We start from the raw sequence: 14,596 nt of genomic DNA, 5'->3' as shown, positions 1-14,596 counted from the left end.
CTGACAACCCAACTTGGGTATTATTGACCCTATCAGGAAACGCCCTTTAGACTGGGTTTATCGAGAAGTGCCGGCCCAATGACCGGCCTCGAAAGTTGGGAGGTCTGAAGTATGACCGCATCATTGACGCTCGATCTCGAGATATCGCCGGAACGCAACCTTTCCAGGTATCTCCAGGAAATCCGCAAGTTCCCCATGCTGTCGCCGGAGGAAGAGTTCAGCCTCGCCCGCCGGTGGCGCGAGGAGGGGGATGCCGAGGCGGCTCACCGCATGGTGACCAGCCATTTGCGCCTGGTGGCGAAAATCGCCATGGGCTATCGCGGATACGGCTTGCCGCTGGGAGAACTGATCTCGGAAGGCAACCTGGGCATGATGCAGGCGGTCAAACGCTTCGACCCCGATCGCGGTTTCAGGCTCGCCACCTATGCCATGTGGTGGATTCGCGCCGCCATGCAGGAATATATCCTGCATTCCTGGTCGCTGGTGAAGATGGGCACGACGGCGGCGCAGAAGAAGCTGTTCTTCAACCTGCGCAAGCTGAAGGGCCAGATGCAGGCCATCGACGACGGCGACATGGCTCCCGAGCACGTGACGCGCATCGCCGACAGGCTGCGGGTCTCGGAGGAAGAGGTGGTCAACATGAACCGCCGGCTGGCCAGCCCGGACCACTCGCTGAACGCGCCGATGCGCAAGGACGGCGAAGGCGAGTGGCAGGATTGGCTGGTCGACGACACCGACGACCAGGAGACTCGCTTCGCCGAGAGCGAGGAACTTAAGGATCGCCGCCGTCTGCTGGTCGGCGCCATGAAGACCCTGACCGAGCGCGAGCGCCACATCCTCAACGAACGGCGTCTCAAGGACTCCCCGGCGACGCTGGAGAACCTGAGCCGCCAGTACGGGATCTCGCGCGAGCGCGTGCGTCAGATCGAGGTCAGGGCCTTCGAGAAGCTGCAGAAGTCGGTGCGCAACGCCATCATCGAGCAGCGGGTCAGCGCCTGATCCGGCTTGGGCCGGCACCGGCAGGACGTCTTTTCCATCATCAAAAGCCGCGGTTTCCGAGAAACGGAGCCGCGGCAATTTGATTCCCGGGGGCGACGAAGAAGGGCCCCCGTCTGATCACAAAACGCGCGAGCTAGTTGGATTGGCCGGTGACGGAATGGGCGACGCTTTCGCCCCATTCCTCGACGATCTGGCGCTGCAGGGTGCGCAGCTGCGCCACCCGGCGCTGGGCCATGACGGTGAGGAAGGTTCCGACCACCGGCGGAATGGTGATGTAGATCATCCAGCCGAACGCCGCCGCCCCGTAGATGACGAGAAGCGCGAAGACGTCGGTGACGATGGCGCTGGCCGCCTTGAGGCTGTGCACCCCCATCCACAGGTCCATCAGGTAGGGAAAGAGGCCGCAGAAGTTCATGCCGGCCACGCAGTAGGTCGCCGATTTCTGGTAGGAGCGGTCGATGATCCAGGCGACGAAGGTGGGCGGCATGCCGACCACGATCATCAGCACGGTGGGCAGCGAAATCCAGATCAGCCCGACGATCAGCACGAACAGCCAAAGGGCTGTCCAGTTGGTCTTTCTGGTCCTGCCGTCGGAGGAGGGATCGGCCATTGCCGGGGCGCTTTCCTACCAGATCTCGTTGAGGAAGATGATGGTGACGAAAATCAGCGTCACCACCACCGAGGTCATGGCCGCCGTTTGCTGGCCCAGGCGCTCGGCCGATTCGGCGCGCGCCGAATCGCTGCTTTCGATCTCCTGGACCTCGCTCTCGGCCAGCAGGAATTCCTCGACGGCGGCCCGATAGCCCTTTTCGTCCTGCAGCCGCTGCTCGGCGTTGTCGATCAGTTCGAAAAGCTCGGGCAGGCTGCCCTGGCGGACCAGCCGGGGCACCTCGCGTTCGATGTCGCGGCGCACGGTGCGGCTGTGATAGGACGCGATCACCGGGCCCAGCAGACCGCCGATCCAGCTGGACAGGCCATAGAGGGCTTCGGGGCCGAGGCGCCATTGCACGAGGGCCAAAAGGCTCAGCATGCCGGCGGTCTTGCGGGCTTCCGTCGAATCGCCGATGGCGCGCAGGTGGCGCTCGATGTCCTCGTCGAAATGGGTGGCGACGAAGGCGGCGATGTGGCGGTCGACCGGCGGGATCTTGGTGTCGACGCGGCCGGCCGCTCCGTCGAGCGCCGGCAGCAGATCGTCGATGTCGACCACGTAGTCCTGAATGATCAGCGAACTCTGGCACGGCAGGCTGGGATTGAGTTCATAGAGGCAGCGCTCGATGCCGCCGCCCGGATTGTTGGCGTGGAGGAAACCGCGCAGCTTTTCGAACTGGCGCACCTGGGCCGCCACCCCGGGGCCGGGACCGGCCTGTTCCAGCCAAATGCCGGGAATATTCTGGTCGAGAATTTCGGCGCCGACCTTGGCGTTGCCCTGCCGCAACAACTCGACGGCCAGCGCGGTTCCGAAGGCGTCGATGAGGAAGGCGTACCCCTTGTAGCGCAGCGGGCCCTCGCGATCGAGCAGCATGCAGACCTTGGCGACCATCATGTCGTCGCTGCCGCGCGGATCTCCGGCGTGGGTGCGGGCCATTTCGACCACCCGGGCGATCTCGTCGGCCATTGCCGGGGCATTCAGGCTGCGGCGCACCCACGGGTCCACCTGGCCGTCCTTGAGCGCGCGGGCGGCATCGCCGACGCTGCGGCTGAAGGCGTGGGCCAGGGTGCGCGACGTCACGTGGGCGTGGCCGCCGAACGGGAAGCGGGTTTCGGGCTTCGGCAACGGGCGCTTCTGGATCGGCGTCATGCGCCGGCCGTCGATCCACAGCGACAACTCGCGCAGCCCCCAGCGCTCCTCCGGGTCGTCGCTCAAAAGCCCGCGCAACACCTCCAGCAGAAACAGCGGAATGCGACCGCCCCCGCACAGGGTCGCGTAGCTTCCGTGTTCGATCTTGGCATAGATCAGCGCGTCCTCGCCGATGTCGGCGACGGGATTCTCGCCCAGATGAAGGAAGGCCAGCGTCACGCCCAGGGCGTAAAGGTCGTCGGCGACGGAGCCCTCACCGCGACCGGAACGGGTCGCCATGGCGCGCGGCGCCGTTTCGAAGGCGACCGGCTGGTCGAAGGCCGGCGGTGTCGTCACGCAGTCGCCCAGCACCAGCGAGTGCCGGTCCGCATCCATGAAGAACAGGTTGCCGGGACGGATGGCGCGATGGGCGATACCGTGGTCGACCATTTCCTGTAAGCCGGCGGCCAGCGGCTCGATGACGCGCCGCTGGAGGTCGTGGTCGAGGATCTGGCCGCCCTCGGTGGTGATGACGTCGATCAGCCGGCCGCCCATGGGCCGTTCGTAGACGACGACCATGCACCGCTGGCCGAGCGGCGGCCAGTCGACCGTTCCCCATTCGACGAGGGGGATGAGGTTGAGCGCCTGGCTGCCGCGCAACGCCGTGGCGGCGTGGTGGCGCAGCGGCAGTCCCGGCGTGCAGACGAGCGCGAAAAGCTGGCGCCCGATGTCGCGGCGATCCTCCACCGCGAAGGCCGAGGCGGACGGCGTCGACAACTCGGGAAGCGGGCGGTCGGCGTTGATCTGGTAGCGATCGACGAGCAGAACGGGGCCGTGCGCGCCCCGCGTTGCCGCGGCGGCCGGTTCGGTCGCCGACGGCGTGGCGGCGGGCGTCCCTTCGATTGGCGTTTCAGCCATTCGCTTCTCTTGAACCCCTGATCGCGGGGCAGGATAGCAGCAACCCCAGCGGAACCATAATCGGCCTTCCGTTGCCAAACAATTAAAGTCTCGCGGTGCCCGGTCCGGCAACGGGTTTCATGGAAAGGGTCGGCGGGCGCGGATTCCCGTCGATGTCAGGGGCGCCGGCGGTATTCCATCTGGCGGGCGGTGCGTTCGGCCGCCGGGCGGCCCAGCAGGCGTTCCACCAGGTACAGCGACATGTCGATCCCCGCCGAGATGCCGGCCGAGGTGACGATGCGGCCTTCGTCGACCCAGCCGACGTCCTCTATGACGGCGGTTTCCGGATGGCGGGCCGCGAGATCGGCGGCATCCTCCCAGTGAGTGGTCGCGCGAAGGCCGCGAAGCAACCCGGCGGCGGCCAGCAGAAAGGCGCCGGTGCAGACCGAGGCGACGATTTCGGCTCTGCCGGCCTGGCGCGAGATCCACTCGATGACATCGGTCCGAAGCTCGCCGTCGACGACACCGCCCGGCACGATCAGAAGATCGAGGCCGGGATGGGCGTCGATGGCGCAGGCCGGCACCACGACCAGCCCGCCGCGGGCGGCGATCGGCTGGCCGGTCCTGGAAATCGTCACCACCGAGAAGGGGGGTGGCTCGGTGGGAGCCGTCCGCAGGGCCAGCCGGGCGGCCACCGAAAAGACCTCGAACGGGCCGGCGAAATCGAGCACCTCGACCTCGTCGTAGACGTAGATGCCGACGGTGCGGGGTGCTCCGGCCATTGGCTTGGCTCAATAATCGGCGCGGCCGCCGGAAAGATCGAAGACGGCGCCGGCGCTGAACGAGCAGTCCTCGGAGGCCAGCCAGGCGATCTGGGCCGCCGCCTCCTCAGCGGTGCCGAGGCGGCCCATCGGCGTTTTCTCGGCCACGCCCACCAGATACTCGGCGCTGAGATCGCCAAGCAGCGGGGTGTCGATGGCCGCCGGCGCCGTGCAGTTGACGAGCACGCCCGTCTTCGCCAGCTCGCGGCCCAGCGTCTTGGCAAAGGTGATGACGCCGCCCTTGGCCGTGGCGTAGGCCCCGTTGCCGGGGGCGCCTTCCAGGCCGACCACCGAGGCGACGATGACGACCCGGCCGTAGCCGCGCTCCACCATCGTCGGGACGACGGCGCGGCAGGTCAGGAAGACGCTGGTCAGGTCGTTGCGCAGCAGGTGCGACCAGTCCTCAAGGGTATAGTCCAGGCACGGCTTCATGATGCCGGCGACGCCGGCGTTGGCGACCAGGATGTCGACGGCGGGAAAGCGGGCGAGCGTGGCGGCGTGGGCGGCGGCCACCGCGGCCTCGTCCCCGCAATCCACGAAAACCGCCTGCACGTCGCCCTTGGGGGCCAGCGCAGCGGCCGCCCGGTCGAGGGCCTGGCGGTTGAAGTCCCACAGGCTGACCGCAGCGCCCGATTCGAGGAGGCGCCCGGCCGCCGCATAGCCGATGCCGTTGGCGGCGCCGGTGACGACAGCCGCGCGGCCCTTGAGGTCGATGCGGTTCATGGCGCGCCGGTCAGTCGGCAAACGGGTCGTGGACCAGGATGGTGTCCATCCGTTCGGGACTGGTCGACAGCAGCGCGACCGGCGTCTCGATCAGTTCCTCGATACGGCGCACGTACTTGACGGCGGTGGCCGGCAGATCGGCCCACGAGCGGGCGCCGCGCGTGCTGTCCTTCCAGCCTTCCATGGTCTCGTAGATCGGCACCACGCGGGCCTGCTTGTCGGCCGAAGCCGGGAAATAATCGAGGCTCTCGCCGTCCAGCGTATAGCCGACGCAGACCTTGAGCTCGTCGAGCCCGTCCAGGACATCCATTTTGGTGAGCGCGATGCCGTGCAGCCCGTTGACCTTGGCCGACTGGCGCACCAGGACGGCGTCGAACCAGCCGCAGCGGCGGGGCCGGCCGGTGACCGTTCCGAACTCGCGGCCGCGTTCGCCGATGCCCTTGCCGATGTCGTCGTGCAGTTCGGTCGGGAAGGGACCCGATCCGACCCGCGTGGTGTAGGCCTTGGAAATGCCCAGCACGTAATTGATGGCGCCCGGCCCCTGGCCCGACCCGGCGGCGGCCTGGCCGGCCACTGTGTTCGACGAAGTGACATAGGGATAGGTGCCGTGGTCGATATCGAGCAGCATGCCCTGCGCGCCTTCATAGAGGATGCGCTTGCCGGCCTTCCGGGCCTGATCGAGCGTGCGCCAAACGACGCCGACGTAGGGCGTGATCTTGGGCGCGATGTCGAGCAGCTGCTTGACCACGTCGTCGCGCTTGACCTCGGGCTGGCCGAAGCCGCGCAGCAGGGCGTTGTGGTGGAGCAGCAGCTTGTCGACCTTTTCGGGCAGCAGGGCGGGTTCGGCAAGATCGCCGGCCCTGATCGCGCGGCGGCCCACCTTGTCCTCGTAGGCGGGGCCGATGCCACGCCCGGTGGTGCCGATCTTGGCGTTGCCCAGCGCCTTTTCGCGCGCCTGGTCCAGGTTGCTGTGGACCGGCAGGATGAGGGGCGTGTTCTCGGCGATTTGCAGCGATTCGGGCGTCAACTTGACGCCCAGCGCCTCGAGTTCGCGCAACTCCTCCATCAGGGCCCAGGGATCGAGGACGACGCCGTTGCCGATGATCGACAGCTTGCCCTTGCGCACGACGCCCGAGGGCAGCGCGCGGCACTTGTAGGTGACGCCGTCGATGACCAGCGTATGCCCGGCATTGTGGCCGCCCTGGAAGCGCACCACTACTTCGGCCCGCTCGGACAACCAGTCGACGATCTTCCCCTTGCCTTCGTCGCCCCACTGGGCGCCGACGACTGCGACATTGGCCATTCGCTCAAGTCTCCCCTAACTGATTTGCGGTCGCCGGCATCCGGCGCGCGCCGAGACCGTTTACCCGGATTTACCGATCACGGCAAACGGAATTGACCGGAATATCGCTGCCGCCGCCGGTCGGCGTTACTGGATCGGAAACGGCTTCTGCCGAACCGTCTGGCCGACGTGCTGGGCGATCACCGGAACCATGATCGTGGTCAGCGCCAGCCCGTCCGATTGCTCGAGGTTGGCGGTCGCCCACCCCTGCCACAGGCGGCGGCCGCTGGCGCGTTCGTCGATGGTGGCGTCGAGGCGGTATTGGGTGGGGGTGACGATGGTGGTGTCGCCCGAGCCACTGCCCGGGTTCACCAGGCCGCCGCCGCTGCTGTCGAACACGTTGACGCGCGCGCGCGCGTCCTCGCCGCCACCGCGGCCGCCGCCGCCCGACAGTTCGAGCACATGGCGCGGGTTGCGGTCCAGGTAAGCGCCGACAGTATCGCGGGTGCCGAAGGTCAGAACCAGCGGGCCATCTGTCGAAACCGTGTAGCCATGGGCGCGCAGCTCGGTCTCGAAGCGCTGCTGGAGGATGAGATTGTCGTCGGAATTGTCGAGCGGGCTGACCGTCACCGCCACGCCCGCCGGAATGCGGTCGTAGGAAACGGCATTGAGAAGCCCCTGGTTGGGCTCCTGGGCGGCCACGGGACCGCAAAGGGAAAGGCTCACCAGGCCCAACCCGATCAGAAGGCGTCTCATTGTCTTGTCCTCCATGGGTATACGCCCCTCACCCCAATGGGGGGCGGAGGCGCCGCGCCGCTTGTTAGCATCAGGATGGGGACTTGCCCGCACGCTGTCAATAAAGTGCGCGCGGCCGGCCGGTGGCGATGCCGCTCAAGGCGGGGTTCCGGCGCCGGGGCGGCGGTGCGGGTTCGGACCGGCCAGCGGAGGATGGGGGCTGGCCGGGAACCTGGCGATCAGGTCCAGCAGGGCGCCGTCTCTCTCGACCTTCAGGGGCAGCCACGTTCCGTAGGGTTGGCGGCGAATGGTCGCGGCGAGATCGCCGGGACGGCCGACCGGCCGGCCCGCCGCCTCACGGACGAGATCGCCCGTTTTCAGGCCGGCCGCCGCGGCGACGCTGTCGGCCGCCACGTCCTCGATGCGCACGCCGCCGTCGGCCTGGCCCAGGCGGACGCCCAGCCGGGGCCCCTGCGGGGCTGCCTCGCCGGCCTCGGTCGCCACCCCGAACACGGCGTCCGCCACCGCGGTCTTGCCGTCGAGAAGAAGCTCGGCGCAATCGCGCCCGGCCGGCCAGGTGACGAGGACGGCGGTGCCATGCAGCCCGAGGTCGGCCAACTGGTGGGGGATGCCGAAGCCGTATTCCGCGTGGCCGCGTCCGACGACGGCGACGACCAGGGGCCCGCCGGGGCGGGCATGGCCGGCGGCGATGGCCTCGGCCATGGCGCGATCCCAGGTGATCTGCGCCTCGACGAAACGCCGGAAGGCGGGATCGTCGGCGGAGGTCGCCTCGGCCGTCGCCGAAGGCCGGTGTTCGCCGAAGACGCGGGCCAGCGCGGCGACGTAGGGCGGGCTGGCCGGCGCCGGCGTGCCGACCCCTTCGCGGGCATCCGCCGGAACGGCGTCCCAGCCGTCCTTGCCGACCCGGGCCACCAGCGCCCGCTCGACGTTAAGCGCCACCATCGGGATGCGGTGCATGCGGGCGAAGTCGAACAGCGGCAGGTACAGCGACGACGGAAAGCCCCACACCTCGTCCCATTCCGACTGCTCGAGGAAAGTCCGTTCGTCGATCTCGCCGGCGACCCAGCGGTCGAGGACCGATTGCAGGCCCCGGGGAAAGGCCTCGAAGCCCAGGACCATGTCCGGGGACCGGCCGTGCAGGGCCGCCAGGGTGTGCAACTGCCAGCGATGGTCCTCGGCGCTGGCGTGGGTTTCGCCCAGCACCACGGCGGGCCGTCCGGCCAGGGTGTCGAGGAGGGCGGGAAGGGCCACCGGCCGTCCGGTGGCAGGCGCCAGCCAGCCGCCGGGGGCCGGTGGGCAGGCGGCGTTCGGCGCGGGGTCGCCGCCGGACCCGGAGCCGGCGGCGCAGGCGCACAGCAGGCTGACAAAGGGAAGCAGGTGGGTTCTCATGGCGCCCCTAATATGGCGACCGCCGGCCGGCCGGGAAAGGGATGCCCGGGGGCGAGCTCCCTGGTCACCCGCGGCCCTCCAAGGATTACCCCCACATTTTTTTGCTGTCCCAATGGTTAAGATGGATGCCATACTTGACGGCGCGTTTCCCGCGGAAAGGGGAGCGCACATGAGGGGTTCGGCCTCGCGGCCGGGAGGATGGATGGCCGGCGACACGCAGACGCTTCTGGCAGAGCCGGGCCCGAAGCTTCTCAAAGGCGTGGATTTACTTGCGGATCTCCTGCCACATGAACTGGTGGAGATCGAGGAGCTTTGCCGTTTCAAGACGTTTCGGGCGGGCACGCAGGTTTTCGACCGCCAGGCCGATACCCGGGACGTTTTCTTTGTCGTGCGCGGCCGCGTGCGGATCGTCAACTATTCGATGTCGGGACGCGAGATCACGCTGGACGACATCGGGGCCGGCGGCCACTTCGGCGAACTGGCGGCGATCGACAGCCAGCCCCGCTCGGCCGCCGTGCTGGCCGTCGAGGACAGCCTGATCGTCGCCCTGCCGCAACGCCATTTCGTCGAGGCGCTGGAAAAGTATCCCTCGATCGCGCTGCGTGTGATGAAGCGTCTGGCCCGCATGGTGCGCGCCTCGACCGAGCGCATCATGGATCTCAGTACGCTGGCCGCGAACAACCGGGTGCAGGCCGAACTGCTGCGCCAGGCCCGCGACACCGTGAAGGACGACAACACCGCCGTCATCGCGCCGATTCCGGTGCATTCCGACATCGCCAGCCGGGTCAGCACGACGCGCGAAACGGTGGCCCGCGTGCTCAGCGATCTCACCCGCCAGGGAATCCTCGAGCGGACCCGGGACTCGCTGATCATCCGCGACGTCGAGCGCCTCGAGGAAATGGTCGAGGAAGTCCGCGGCCTGTAAAGGGCCGGCCGCATCGTCTCCCGTAATCAGCATGGGTTGTGGCGCATTTCGGCGCCGCCGACGATTTTTTGGGGCGTGTGACTGGCGTCACATGCAGGGCGGGTATCTTGCGCCATCCTATCGATACTGACGGTCCGGCCGCGGTGGCCGGTCGGAAGGCCGAAAGGAGAGGCATCATGGCAACCGCAAAGGCGTTCGCAGTCGCCCTTTCCCTCGTCCTCGTCTGGATGGCCTTCCTGTCGTCAACGGAACAATTCGTCATCGCGCTGAACTGAACAGCTTTACGAGGCCATCGTCCTCTTCCCGGTTTTCCCCATTCGATCTTCCCTCAAGAGCAGACTAGGCCGCGCGTTGCGGCCTCTTTTTTTGCCCCGGGGTTTGACAGGACTCCGCCGGTTCCCGATGATCGGTGGCGGCCGGCCCGTCGGCGGGGCGGGAGGCTGAGCGGATGCCACGGGCCATGACACGAACCGTTCTGATCGTCGAAGACAACGAGCTTAACCTGAAGCTGCTCGACGACCTCCTGCAGGCCGAGGGCTACAGCACCGTGTGCTTCCGCAGCGGCGAAGAGGCGCTGCCGGCGATTCGGCGCGATCCGCCGGATCTCATCCTCATGGACATCCGGTTGTCCGGCCTTTCGGGCCTGGACGCCACCCGCGCCATCAAGGGCGACCTCGCGTTGAAGGGAATTCCGGTGGTGGCGGTGACGGCCTGCGCAATGGCCGAGGACGAGCAGGAGATCCGCGCCGCCGGGTGCGACGGCTTCCTCGCCAAGCCGTATTCCATCGATTCGCTGTTGGCGGTCTTGGGCCGCTTCCTGGCCTGACTTCATTTCGCCCGCACGGCGGCCGTCATCCGGTCATGGGCGGCGGACAGCGCAAACCGCCCGCTCCCATCCCGGGGGCGGAGCGGCGCGAACCGAACCCGCGGCGCGTGGCCGTGGGCGATGCTACTTGATCTTGCCTTCCTTGAAGACAACGTGCTTGCGCGCCACCGGGTCGTACTTGCGGAGCTGGAGCTTCTCGGTTTGGGTGCGCGGATTCTTCTTGGTCACGTAGTAGAAGCCCGTGTCTGCCGAGCTGACCAGTTTCACGAGAATGGTGCTGGGCTTCGCCATTTTCCCAATTCCGTCCGAGTCAGAAGTTACGTTTCAAGCGGCGCACCATACAGGCCGCGCCGCGCCTGTCAAGGCCCTGCGTCATCGGATCGCTGCCGCCGTCGCCACCGGGTTGGCCAACTCCAGAAGCCGTGCGTAGAGGGGGCGGTCCTTGAGCAGGTGCCGGGCCACGTCGAGATCGCCGGGTTCGGCGCGGCGTTCGGCCGGGCAGGTGGCGCGGAGCTCCTGGCGCCGGGCCCCGTCGGCAAAAGCCACCGTCCGCCAGGCGACGAGGATGCCGGCGGCCTCTTCGCGGGCCGCCATGAGGGGTTTGAGCGGGTCGGCGCCTTGCGCCGATGTGCCGCTGGTGCACACCGTCGGATGCACGCCCAGTTCATGCAGCAGGTAACCCGACGGCATGACGAAGCGCGACCAGGTCAGCGTGAACTCGCCGTCGTTGGGCAGGCGGACGACCGTCTGCACCGTGCCCTTGCCGAACGAGGTAGTGCCGATGACGATGGCGCGGCCCCTGTCCTGCAGCGCCGCGGCGGCGATTTCGGCGGCCGACGCCGAGCGGCCGTCGACCATGACGACCAGCGGCAGGCCGCCGGTGATGTCGCCATCCTCGGCCTCGTAGTACTGCATGCTATCCGGATGGCGACCCTGGGTCTTGAGGATCTCGCCCTGCGAGACGAACAGGTCGGCCAGGCGAATCCCCTGCTTCAAAAGGCCCCCGGGGTTGTCGCGCAGGTCGAGGATGATGCCGGCGAGAGCGTTGCCGTTGAGCCGGCGCGCCGCCGCGATCTTGCGCGCCGCGACGTCCGCCGTGGCCCGGTTGAAGCGGTGCACGGCCAGGGTCAGCAAGCCATCCTCGAAGGCGGCGGTGACCGAGGTGGGAACGATATGGGCCCGCATCATCGCAAAGGTCAGGGGCGATTCGGCGCCGTCGCGCGCGACGGTGACGCTGATTGGGGTTTCCAGCAGCCCACGCAGACGCTCGGTCACGTCGGCCGACGACATGCCGGTCGTCGCCGCGCCGTCGACGTGGGTGATGCGGTCTCCAGGCGTCAGCCCCGCCACCTCCGCCGGCGTCTCTTCCATGACCTCGGTGATGCGGACCTGGTTGTCTTTGACCTGGAAGCGAATGCCGATTCCGGTGAAGCCGTCGCGGTTGGCGCGATTCCGGCCGGCCTCGTCACGGCCGGCATAACGGGAATAGGGATCGAGCCGGGACAGGACGCCGTCGAAGACCGCTTCGTAGATCTGTTCGACCGAGGCTTGGCGCAGGTCGCCGGAAACGCGGCGGCCGGCGCGCGAGACGTCGACGGTCAGGGCGGCCCAGGCGCTGGCATCGTCGTCGGCAGGAGCCGGGAAGCGCGCGACGTCGCCGTCGCCGGCGGCCAGCACGACCTGTCCATCGGCCAGACGCACCGTCAGCGCCGGATCGATAACGCCCAGCCCCCGCATCCCCTCCATGGCGAGGTCGCCGATCGGCACCGAGTCGATGTACTTGTTGGCGATGTTGCTGTAGCCGGCCGCGAAGGTTTCGGCCGCCGCCTGGGCGGGAAAGGCGTCGACGCCGGCTGGCGCCACGCCGGAACCGGCGCAGCCGCCGACAGTCGTCGCGGCGGCTAGGCAAAGACATCGCAGGAAAGAGCGCGGCCCCCCCATAATGGGCGGATTGTACCTATTTTTGGCCGCCCGTCACGTCCTGTTTCTTTTCTGTGTCCGCGATTTCTTAACGTATTTTTAACCCCGCGGATGGCGTCCGGAAGACTTGGCCCGTCCACCTTCCATCAGATGCAGGAGAAGGCCGCCGGTGATCGGCGTCGCCTCGGCCAGCATCACTTCCACCGCGTCGCCCAGGCGGTACTCCACGCCCGAGCGGCGGCCGCGCAAGGCTTGGCGCCGCTCGTCGTGAATGTAGGTGTCGTGGGGCAGGTTGCGCCGCGGGATCAGCCCGTCGGCCCCCGTTTCGGTCAGCTTGACGAACAGGCCGAAACGGCTGACTCCGCTGATCCGGCCGGCGAACACGGCGCCCACGCGGCCGGCCAGGAACTGGGCGACGAAGCGGTCCACCGCGTCGCGCTCGGCGGCGGCGGCCCGCCGTTCGGTTCCCGAGATGTGCTGCCCGACCTCGGCGAAGTCCGGCGGCGGTTCTTCGAGGGCGCCCTCGCCCAGGCCGAATCGGCGGATCAGCGCGCGGTGGACCAGCAGGTCGGAATAGCGGCGGATGGGCGACGTGAAATGGCAGTACTTGGAAAGCGCCAACCCGAAATGGCCGATGTTGTCGGGGGAATATTCGGCCTGCGCCTGGGTGCGCAGGATCATCTCGCTGACCAGTTGCGCCTCGGTCGTACCGGCGACGCGGGCCAGGATGCGGTTGAACTGGGCGGGCTTCACCGTCTGGCCGCGCGGCAGTTTCAGGCCCATGCCCTCCAGCACCTCGCGCAGGGCCTCCAGGCGCTCCTCGCTGGGCACGTCGTGGATGCGATACATGCAGGGAATTTTCGAGCGGCTGAGCGATTCGGCGGCCGCCACGTTGGCGGCGATCATGAATTCCTCGATCAGCTTGTGGCTGTCGTAGCGGGCTCGGGTTTCGACGGCGGTGACGATGCCGGCGCCATCGAGGACGACCCGCCGCTCCGGCAGGTCCAACTCCAGCACGCCCCGTTTCTCGCGGGCCAGGGAAAGGGCCCGGTAGGCGCCGTAGAGCGGGCCGACCACCGATTCGAGGAGCGGCGCGGCAACGGCGTCGGGGGCGCCATCGCGGGCGGCCTGGACCTGCTCGTAGGTGAGGCGCGCCGCCGAGCGCATCAGGCCGCGTACGAAGCGGTGCCGCAGCAGCTTGCCCTGGGCGTCGATCCACAGGTGGGCGGCGAGGCACGGGCGGTCCTCGCCCGGCTTCAGCGAGCACCAGCCGTTGGACAGCGCCTCGGGCAGCATCGGCACCACCCGGTCGGGAAGATAGACGGAATTGCCGCGCTCCCGGGCGCTGCGGTCCAGCGCATCGCCGGGCCGCACGTACCAGGCGACGTCGGCGATGGCGACCAGCAGGTGCCAGCCGCCGGGGTTGCGGGTATCGGGGTCGGGCTCGGCCCACACGGCGTCGTCGAAGTCCCTGGCGTCGGCGCCGTCGATGGTGACCAGCGGGATGTCCCGCAGGTCGGCCCGCTCGCCCAGCGGCGCGGCCATGGTGGCGGCGGCCTGGGTCAGGGCGTCGGGTGGGAAGTCGATGGGGATCTCGTGATCGTAAAGCGCGATCAGGCCGAGCGGCGGGTTTCCCTTGGTCAGGCGCTCGACGACGCGGGCCCGGCTGAGGCCGAGTCGCCGGCCGGGCAGCACCTCGGCGCGCACCAGATCGCCGGGCTTGGCGTCCTTCGTTTCGCCGGGGGCGACCACCATGTCGTGGCGGTTTCCCTTCTCGACCGGGCGGATGCGCGCCTCGCCGCCGACCCGCTCGAAGACGCCGAGCACGGCTTCCGCCTGGGCGGCGATGCGCCGGATGGTCCGCCCCTCGTAGACGTTGCCGGTCCGTTTCGTCAGCTTGGCCAGCACGCGGTCGCCCGGCCCCAGCGCCGCCTGGCCGCGCCGTTCGGGCGCCATGTAGATGACCGGCGCGGCGGGGTTGTCGGCCTCGGTAAGCGGCCGGGCCAGCAGGTCGCCGTCCTCGTCGACGCCGACGATCTCGACCACGGTGACGGCGGGGAGCTTGTCGTGGGTCCGAACGGCGCGGCCGTGATCGCGCGCGATGTCGCCGCCGGCCTCCAACTCCTTGAGGACGGCCCGCAGCTGCGGGCGCTGCGACGAATTCAGGCCGAAGGCGCGCACCAACTCGCGCCGCGTCACCTTCCCCGGGTGCTCCCGGATGTAGGCAAGGATCTGCTCGCGGCTGGGAAACGGCGGCAGGGGCTTGGAGGAGGACGCCAAC

The 14,596-nt window shown here is 68.4% G+C and carries 13 protein-coding genes; 3 read left to right on the top strand and 10 right to left on the bottom strand.

Annotated features, from left to right (window positions below; all coding sequences use genetic code 11):
• The first annotated feature begins 111 nt into the window (after window positions 1–111).
• A complete protein-coding gene (gene rpoH, locus ODR01_RS21675; protein ID WP_316979799.1) occupies window positions 112–999 on the top strand; it encodes an RNA polymerase sigma factor RpoH in 888 nt (295 codons plus the stop codon).
• 133 nt (window positions 1,000–1,132) lie between these two features.
• Here rpoH and ODR01_RS21670 read toward each other — a convergent pair whose 3' ends face one another.
• From ODR01_RS21670 to ODR01_RS21640, 7 genes are all read right to left on the bottom strand, one after another.
• Window positions 1,133–1,609, bottom strand: coding sequence for an acyl-CoA synthetase (locus ODR01_RS21670; RefSeq protein WP_316979798.1), 477 nt, complete (start codon window positions 1,607–1,609; stop codon window positions 1,133–1,135).
• A gap of 15 nt (window positions 1,610–1,624) precedes the next feature.
• Window positions 1,625–3,694, bottom strand: a complete 2,070-nt coding sequence (locus tag ODR01_RS21665) for a protein kinase family protein (RefSeq protein ID WP_316979797.1) — start codon at window positions 3,692–3,694, stop codon at window positions 1,625–1,627.
• Between the two features lie 155 nt (window positions 3,695–3,849).
• Window positions 3,850–4,455: a DJ-1/PfpI family protein gene (locus ODR01_RS21660; RefSeq protein WP_316979796.1), complete on the bottom strand. Its 606-nt coding sequence runs from the start codon at window positions 4,453–4,455 to the stop codon at window positions 3,850–3,852.
• Window positions 4,456–4,464: 9 nt separating this feature from the next.
• A complete protein-coding gene (locus ODR01_RS21655) occupies window positions 4,465–5,217 on the bottom strand; it encodes an SDR family NAD(P)-dependent oxidoreductase (protein ID WP_316979795.1) in 753 nt (250 codons plus the stop codon).
• A gap of 10 nt (window positions 5,218–5,227) precedes the next feature.
• On the bottom strand, window positions 5,228–6,520 hold the full coding sequence (locus ODR01_RS21650) for an adenylosuccinate synthase (protein ID WP_316979794.1): 1,293 nt from the start codon (window positions 6,518–6,520) through the stop codon (window positions 5,228–5,230).
• Window positions 6,521–6,646: 126 nt separating this feature from the next.
• Window positions 6,647–7,255, bottom strand: coding sequence for a hypothetical protein (locus tag ODR01_RS21645; protein ID WP_316979793.1), 609 nt, complete (start codon window positions 7,253–7,255; stop codon window positions 6,647–6,649).
• Window positions 7,256–7,390: 135 nt separating this feature from the next.
• The gene (locus tag ODR01_RS21640) at window positions 7,391–8,644 is read right to left on the bottom strand and encodes a ChaN family lipoprotein (protein ID WP_316979792.1); all 1,254 of its coding nucleotides are present in this window, start codon (window positions 8,642–8,644) and stop codon (window positions 7,391–7,393) included.
• 202 nt (window positions 8,645–8,846) lie between these two features.
• On the opposite strand from ODR01_RS21640, the gene ODR01_RS21635 reads away from it, so the two are divergent.
• Complete coding sequence (locus ODR01_RS21635; RefSeq protein WP_316979791.1) at window positions 8,847–9,569, top strand: Crp/Fnr family transcriptional regulator; 723 nt, start codon at window positions 8,847–8,849, stop codon at window positions 9,567–9,569.
• A 460-nt stretch (window positions 9,570–10,029) separates the two neighbouring features.
• Window positions 10,030–10,395 carry a response regulator gene (locus ODR01_RS21630; protein ID WP_316979790.1) on the top strand — a complete coding sequence of 122 codons (366 nt, stop codon included), beginning with the start codon at window positions 10,030–10,032 and terminating at the stop codon, window positions 10,393–10,395.
• A 123-nt stretch (window positions 10,396–10,518) separates the two neighbouring features.
• Here ODR01_RS21630 and rpmG read toward each other — a convergent pair whose 3' ends face one another.
• The 3 genes from rpmG to rnr all read right to left on the bottom strand — a co-directional run bounded on the left by rpmG (window position 10,519) and on the right by rnr (window position 14,595).
• On the bottom strand, window positions 10,519–10,686 hold the full coding sequence (gene rpmG, locus ODR01_RS21625; protein WP_316979789.1) for a 50S ribosomal protein L33: 168 nt from the start codon (window positions 10,684–10,686) through the stop codon (window positions 10,519–10,521).
• Between the two features lie 81 nt (window positions 10,687–10,767).
• A complete protein-coding gene (locus ODR01_RS21620) occupies window positions 10,768–12,258 on the bottom strand; it encodes a S41 family peptidase (RefSeq protein WP_316979788.1) in 1,491 nt (496 codons plus the stop codon).
• 156 nt (window positions 12,259–12,414) lie between these two features.
• On the bottom strand, window positions 12,415–14,595 hold the full coding sequence (rnr, locus tag ODR01_RS21615; RefSeq protein ID WP_316979787.1) for a ribonuclease R: 2,181 nt from the start codon (window positions 14,593–14,595) through the stop codon (window positions 12,415–12,417).
• Window position 14,596 lies beyond the last annotated feature (1 nt).

It is taken from the genome of Shumkonia mesophila (assembly GCF_026163695.1).
In the GTDB taxonomy this organism is placed as follows: domain Bacteria; phylum Pseudomonadota; class Alphaproteobacteria; order Rhodospirillales; family Shumkoniaceae; genus Shumkonia; species Shumkonia mesophila.
The sequence above is the reverse complement of the archived record's forward strand: the minus strand, read 5'-3'. Positions and strand labels throughout refer to the sequence as shown.

What these genes read in the sequence shown, in the direction of transcription:
- rpoH (WP_316979799.1), top strand. Translation starts at nt 112, where the DNA reads ATGACCGCATCATTGACGCTCGATCTCGAGATATCGCCGGAACGCAAC.
- ODR01_RS21670 (WP_316979798.1), bottom strand. Translation starts at nt 1,609, where the DNA reads ATGGCCGATCCCTCCTCCGACGGCAGGACCAGAAAGACCAACTGGACA.
- ODR01_RS21665 (WP_316979797.1), bottom strand. Translation starts at nt 3,694, where the DNA reads ATGGCTGAAACGCCAATCGAAGGGACGCCCGCCGCCACGCCGTCGGCG.
- ODR01_RS21660 (WP_316979796.1), bottom strand. Translation starts at nt 4,455, where the DNA reads ATGGCCGGAGCACCCCGCACCGTCGGCATCTACGTCTACGACGAGGTC.
- ODR01_RS21655 (WP_316979795.1), bottom strand. Translation starts at nt 5,217, where the DNA reads ATGAACCGCATCGACCTCAAGGGCCGCGCGGCTGTCGTCACCGGCGCC.
- ODR01_RS21650 (WP_316979794.1), bottom strand. Translation starts at nt 6,520, where the DNA reads ATGGCCAATGTCGCAGTCGTCGGCGCCCAGTGGGGCGACGAAGGCAAG.
- ODR01_RS21645 (WP_316979793.1), bottom strand. Translation starts at nt 7,255, where the DNA reads ATGAGACGCCTTCTGATCGGGTTGGGCCTGGTGAGCCTTTCCCTTTGC.
- ODR01_RS21640 (WP_316979792.1), bottom strand. Translation starts at nt 8,644, where the DNA reads ATGAGAACCCACCTGCTTCCCTTTGTCAGCCTGCTGTGCGCCTGCGCC.
- ODR01_RS21635 (WP_316979791.1), top strand. Translation starts at nt 8,847, where the DNA reads ATGGCCGGCGACACGCAGACGCTTCTGGCAGAGCCGGGCCCGAAGCTT.
- ODR01_RS21630 (WP_316979790.1), top strand. Translation starts at nt 10,030, where the DNA reads ATGACACGAACCGTTCTGATCGTCGAAGACAACGAGCTTAACCTGAAG.
- rpmG (WP_316979789.1), bottom strand. Translation starts at nt 10,686, where the DNA reads ATGGCGAAGCCCAGCACCATTCTCGTGAAACTGGTCAGCTCGGCAGAC.